Origin of the sequence: Bradyrhizobium genomosp. III, assembly GCF_000261705.1 — a bacterium.
Lineage (GTDB): Bacteria > Pseudomonadota > Alphaproteobacteria > Rhizobiales > Xanthobacteraceae > Bradyrhizobium > Bradyrhizobium ottawaense.
On the sequence record NZ_AJQF01000355.1, the window covers coordinates 1 to 5,220 of the forward strand.

A 5,220-nucleotide genomic window follows, 5' to 3' on the forward strand; every position below is an offset into this window, starting at 1 on the left:
ACCCGCAAACGTATAATTAATTATTGGTTAAGACACCGGCGTAACCTGGGAACAGGTGCGGCAAGACGCCCGGGATCCCCGGCTCATTTCAAGCACTTCGTTCCGCGGCCCGCGCTTCATAACCAGTTGATCGGAGTTGATCGCTCCCGCTGGACGCATCCCGGAACGCTCCCGCAGTGCAACCGTTGGCCCCCGACACCAGCAAGGAGCATCTCCAATGCAGAACAAGTCAAAACTCCTGTGCCTGATCACGGCATCACTCGTCGCCGGCACTGCGGCTGCCTCGGCGCAGGGCTATGATTGGAACGGACCGCGCGTGGGCTGGGACCGCACCGCGCCCGCCTACGAACCGGTCCAGCCGCGCGCGTATTATCCTGATGTCGGGGGGCCCTATGGCGCGCTCAACGGCACCAACCATCCGACCCCGAGTTCGACACAGGGTGACGTCGGCCCTGACGGCAACAACAACGGCACGCTGACCGGCGGATATCGCTGGTAAGGCCCGCTCGCGGCGAGGCCCACCGTCCTTCGCGGACGGTGGGCCTTCGTGCGTCAACGGCCCTGCTGCTTGCGCAGCCAATCCAGCATGTCCTGTATGTTTTCCTGCGCGTTGCCGGTGCCCTGCGTCACGATCGCGGTGTTGCCGCCGCTGCGCCGGTAGACCGTCGTGCGCCCGGGCTCCTTCTCGATTTTGACCTCGGCCTGCGCGGGATCGCCGCTCTGCGTGATCACCGAGGTGCCGTTCTCGTCCTGGACCACAGTGGTGTGACCGTCGGCAGCGCCGGCCGGCGCCGTTGCGACCACGCTCATGAGTCCTATTCCGGATGCGAGCAGGAGCAATCTCATGTCACACCTCCATCATCGGCTGAACTGAAAGATCGCCAGCCAGTTGAAACGCCCGAACTGCCTTACCGCTCCCGTATTCATGTCTCCGATCTGGAGCAGGAGCGCGTTGGTGGAATTGCCGATCTGGGTGATCTCGGCGGTGTTGCTCGCACCGGATTGACCGATGATCGCATTGGTGGTGCCGCCCACCTGGATCACATTGGCATAGTTGCGCGTGCCGCTCTGGATGATGGTCGCGTCCACCGTCCCGGTGCCGCCGATCTGGATCACCCGCGCGATATTGATGCGGCTGTTCTCTTCGATCGTCACGGGCTGAACGTTGTCGCCGAACTGCACGACCGTTTCGATGCTCACGTTCCGGTTGGTCACGCTGCGCTGGATCGACCCGGCGCTCGCCTGGGTTGCCGTGCCGATGGCGGCGAGCATCGCCGCCACGGCCAACACGTGCCTCAAGATCTGTCCGCATCGCATCGCGCTTCCCCGTTCGTTCCTGGCACCGGCGCGTTGGCTCGCGCCTTACGGGCCGGTCTGCACGATCGTCGAGGCGTTGATCGTGCCGAATTGCGCCACCGTGCCCGCATTCATCGTGCCGAGCTGCGATATCAGGCTCGTCGCCGACTGGCCGGTCTGACCGACGAAGGCGAGATTGTTCGTTCCGGCCTGCCCGATCGATGCGGAATTCGTTCCGCCGAATTGCAGGACGCCCGTGGCGTTGTTGGTGCCGTTCTGCGTCACTGTCGCGCTGGTGCTGCCGCCGATCATGAACACGCCCGCCATGTTGAGCTGACTGTTCTGGTTCAGCACCACGGGCGGCCCGCCGACAGAGACAATGGTCTTGATGTCGGCGGTCTGGGCACCGGCTGATCCGGTGCCCGCCGAGCACAGAGCGAGCAAGACGGCGCCCGCGCGTCCCAAATGATGTTTCATGACATGCCTCGTCAGTTCGGGTCGGCTCACGGAGCCTGCTGGATGATCGTCGAGCCGTTCAGGATTCCGAGCTGACCAACTCCGGCGGCATTGTTCGCTCCGATCTGGCCGATCAGGCTCGAATTGGAGCCGCCGACCTGGCCGGCCAGCGCGGTGTTCGACGCCGTCGCGGTCGTGCCGCCCTGCCCGATCACCGAATTGTTGACGGTCAGGAGCGAGCCCATCTGCAAGGTGGTCGCCGTATTGGTGGCGCCGAACTGCATCGTGGTCGCGTTGTTGCTGGTGCCGCCGCTCTGCGAAATGAACGAAGTGTTGGTCGTGCCGAATTGCAGCACGCTGGCGGTGTTGCCGGCGTTTGCGTCGGCGGCCGTCAGCGCACCGAGCGCCACGAAAGTTGCAATGAAATAGGTGATCCGCATGTCATTTCCTCCGCGACAATGGGCGGGCCATCGCAATTGATCGGCCGGCCGGATTGCGGTGCATTCGAGAATGGCGCGGACGCAACCGCAACTGGATGCGTCCGGCCAAACGGGGCTGTGTGTCAGTGCGCCGTCTGCGAGACGGTGCTGCCGTTGACGCCGAACACGCTGAGCTGGCCGACGGCGGCGGCGTTGTTCTGCAGCGCGGGAGGACCGAACGAGTTCTGGGTGATCGCGCTGGTGTTGTTGCCGAACGCCACCTGGCCGGTGGTCGCCGAGTTCTGCACGCCGACCTGGTTCACCGTGCTGCCGTTGTTGAGCGAGGCAGCGCCGGTCCCCTGCATCGTGGACGCAGTGTTCACGATGCCGAGCTGGCTGGTCGACGAGCTGTCATTGGTGAGGCCGTTCTGCGTGACGGACGAGCCGTTCACGACGCCGACTTGCACCGTGGTCGAGGTGTTGGCGGCCTGCGCCGCGGAGGACAGGGCGAACAATGCAACGGAAGCAAAAAACAATTTACGCATGGAGTATCCCTTTCTGGCCAAGTTGTCTGACTGAATTTGGATGCCGTCTTGGAAGAGGCCGACATCGTAGGGATACTGTGAACCGATCGTGGCCTGCGCGACAGACTGCAGTTCATGCTAATCGGTACGGACTAGACGTTGCGCGAGATGTCGGCACATCGAAGCGCAGAAACAGCTGCTATCCCGCGCCGGCGCGAATCGTCTCGGCTTCGCGCCCCATGCTGTCGATCAGCCGCACCACTTCGATCGGCGTACGCAGCTCCAGCTTTCGCATCATCCTGGCGCGATGGACCTTCGCCGTCACTTCGCTCACGCCGAGCCTCGCCGCGATCTGCTTGGCCACCAGCCCTTCGGCCATCAGCAGCATGATCTCGCGCTCTCTCGCCGTCAGCGTCTCGACGCGCTGGCGGGCTTCACGCACGATATCCTCGCGTTCCAGCCGCCTGCGGTCGCGCTCGATGCCGTGCCTGATCGCATCGAGGATCTCCTGCTCGCGAAACGGTTTTGGCAGAAACTCGACCGCGCCGCGCTTCATGGCCTCGACCGAGACGCGGACGTCGGAATGGCCGCTGATGAAGACGATCGGGATCGGCACGCCCGTCTCGGCGAGCCGGCGCTGAAGCTCGAGGCCGGTCGGCGACGTCCCGGGAAAGCGGACGTCGAGCACGAGGCACGACGGACTGCTGGAAAGATTCTCGGTGAGGAACTCTTCCGTCGAGGCGAACAACTTCACCCGGTGTCCGGTCTCCTCGCAGAGATTTCCGATCGCAGTTCGAATCTGAATCTCGTCGTCAACGACATAAACTATGGCTTGACCTGAAACCATTGCAACGGACTCCCCGGCTTGGGGCTCGATGAGCAGGCATCGAGCCATCCATTCTTCTTGCAAGCGCAGACAAGGTGCTTGGGTGAATTCGCGGGGTCCGGGCGAAGCGCATCGGTCCACCGGTTCGACGTCTTAGAGCCAACACCCGCTCGTGGCGAGTGAAGGCGTTCACATATCGGGCTTCGTGATCGGAGGGAATTGAGCGCGGCTCCGTCGGCATCGCGGCGGAGTGCGATATCGAGAATGCGGCAAGCCGGTGCCGTGGAGTCCGGTAGCGTGGAGTCCGGTCGCGTGATCGCGGTATTGCCAACTGCATCATGGCATCGCCACTCATGTGCCGAGTCGAACGCCGGGCGCCGGCCGCTTTCGGCCGGAGCAGACGGGACGTTCAGTCAGCTAATCGAGTTCGATACCGCGCGCGTCATATCGATACGCTTCGTATGCATCTCCAGCAAATCACGAAAAGTCGCACCCCGCGCCTTTACTACTGGATCATCTTGGCGCACCCGACCGTCGCCCCGACGAGAACGACATACTGACGATCGATACTACCTTAGATGATTTACAACCATAGCGAGCTTGCCATTTTTTCCTGCCGCAACGAAGCCATTTCAACCAGGCGGGTTTTGATATGCGATTTGTGCCAGTTATTGCCTTGCTTGGAACTGCATGCAGCCTCGCCGCGGTCACCACCCTGGGGCCGGCCGTCATCACCGGCGCGGCCGGGAGGGCTACGGACAAGGCGGCGCACGCCTTGGAATCGACCAGGCGCCTGCTCGTCCCCGTCGGACGCGAAGCTCCGACATTCGGGTCCGATTCGCCCGTGTTCCGCTACGCCTCGATCCAGCGCGGCAGCATCGAGCAGACCGTCACGGTCACCGGTGCCCTGCAGCCGGTCAAGACGATCGAGGTCGGTTCCCAGCTGTCCGGGCAGCTCGCCCGGGTCTATGTCGATTTCAACGACACCGTCACCAAGGATCAACCGCTCGCCTTGATCGATCCGCGCAGCTTCGCGGCCAAGGTCGACGAAGCCAAAGCTGCGCTTGCCGTCTCCAATTCGCTCGTCGACATCGCCAGGGCCAAGCTGGATCGCGCCCGGATCGACCTGCAAAACGCCAGAGGCAGCCGCGACGTGCTCGCCGCCAAGCTCGAAAGCGCTCAGGCGGTCAAGACCTCGGCGCAGAAGACCTTGCAACGGAAGCTGGCGCTGCAATCGCAGAACGTGGTGGCGACGACGACAGTCGACGACGCACAGACCGAGTTCACCGCACGCCTCGCCCAGGAGCGCGAGGCCGAGATCCTGATGTCCCTCAACTCCTATTCGGTGGAGGGGGCACAGGCCGACGTCCGCCGCATCGAGGCGGAGCTGCAACAGGCACGCATGGCCGTGCCGGAGAAGGCAGCCGTTCTCGCCGCAGCCCAGGCCGATCTCGACCGCACCGTGATCCGCTCGCCGATCAACGGCGTCGTCGTCGGCAGGTTCGTCAACGAGGGCCAGACGCTCGCGGTCGGACTGGAATCGCGCACCACCTTCGTGGTGGCCCACCGCCTGGAGGACATGGAGATTCACGCGCAGGTCGACGAAGCCGATATCGGCCGCATCGCCCCCGGCCAGCGCGCCCATTTCACGGTGGATGCCTACCCCGACCGCCGCTTCGAGGCGGTGGTGCGGCAGGGG

The 5,220-nt window shown here is 63.7% G+C and carries 8 protein-coding genes; 2 read left to right on the top strand and 6 right to left on the bottom strand.

What is annotated here, in order from left to right:
- The first annotated feature begins 217 nt into the window (after positions 1-217).
- Positions 218-499 (top strand): hypothetical protein, encoded by a 282-nt coding sequence (locus tag IC66_RS0128970; protein ID WP_038950014.1) that lies wholly within the window; start codon positions 218-220, stop codon positions 497-499.
- Between the two features lie 53 nt (positions 500-552).
- On the opposite strand, the gene IC66_RS0128975 is transcribed toward IC66_RS0128970, so the two are convergent.
- The 6 genes from IC66_RS0128975 to IC66_RS0129000 all read right to left on the bottom strand — a co-directional run bounded on the left by IC66_RS0128975 (position 553) and on the right by IC66_RS0129000 (position 3,542).
- Complete coding sequence (locus IC66_RS0128975) at positions 553-846, bottom strand: hypothetical protein (protein WP_028140942.1); 294 nt, start codon at positions 844-846, stop codon at positions 553-555.
- A gap of 12 nt (positions 847-858) precedes the next feature.
- Positions 859-1,290 carry a curlin gene (locus IC66_RS0128980; RefSeq protein ID WP_271596274.1) on the bottom strand — a complete coding sequence of 144 codons (432 nt, stop codon included), beginning with the start codon at positions 1,288-1,290 and terminating at the stop codon, positions 859-861.
- A gap of 72 nt (positions 1,291-1,362) precedes the next feature.
- A complete protein-coding gene (locus tag IC66_RS0128985) occupies positions 1,363-1,773 on the bottom strand; it encodes a curlin (protein WP_049801994.1) in 411 nt (136 codons plus the stop codon).
- A 26-nt stretch (positions 1,774-1,799) separates the two neighbouring features.
- The gene (locus tag IC66_RS0128990; RefSeq protein WP_028140945.1) at positions 1,800-2,192 is read right to left on the bottom strand and encodes a curlin; all 393 of its coding nucleotides are present in this window, start codon (positions 2,190-2,192) and stop codon (positions 1,800-1,802) included.
- A gap of 122 nt (positions 2,193-2,314) precedes the next feature.
- Entirely contained in the window at positions 2,315-2,716 is a 402-nt protein-coding gene (locus tag IC66_RS0128995) for a hypothetical protein (protein ID WP_028140946.1), read from the bottom strand.
- 178 nt (positions 2,717-2,894) lie between these two features.
- Positions 2,895-3,542: a response regulator transcription factor gene (locus IC66_RS0129000; RefSeq protein WP_028140947.1), complete on the bottom strand. Its 648-nt coding sequence runs from the start codon at positions 3,540-3,542 to the stop codon at positions 2,895-2,897.
- A 631-nt stretch (positions 3,543-4,173) separates the two neighbouring features.
- Between IC66_RS0129000 and IC66_RS0129005 the strand changes: the two genes are divergently transcribed.
- A partial coding sequence (locus tag IC66_RS0129005; protein WP_038950017.1) for an HlyD family secretion protein occupies positions 4,174-5,220 on the top strand: 1,047 nt, incomplete at its 3' end.

Coding starts and splice junctions, on each gene's coding strand:
- IC66_RS0129000 (WP_028140947.1), bottom strand. CDS start 3,542: ATGGTTTCAGGTCAAGCCATAGTTTATGTCGTTGACGACGAGATTCAG.
- IC66_RS0128975 (WP_028140942.1), bottom strand. CDS start 846: ATGAGATTGCTCCTGCTCGCATCCGGAATAGGACTCATGAGCGTGGTC.
- IC66_RS0128985 (WP_049801994.1), bottom strand. CDS start 1,773: ATGAAACATCATTTGGGACGCGCGGGCGCCGTCTTGCTCGCTCTGTGC.
- IC66_RS0128990 (WP_028140945.1), bottom strand. CDS start 2,192: ATGCGGATCACCTATTTCATTGCAACTTTCGTGGCGCTCGGTGCGCTG.
- IC66_RS0128970 (WP_038950014.1), top strand. CDS start 218: ATGCAGAACAAGTCAAAACTCCTGTGCCTGATCACGGCATCACTCGTC.
- IC66_RS0128995 (WP_028140946.1), bottom strand. CDS start 2,716: ATGCGTAAATTGTTTTTTGCTTCCGTTGCATTGTTCGCCCTGTCCTCC.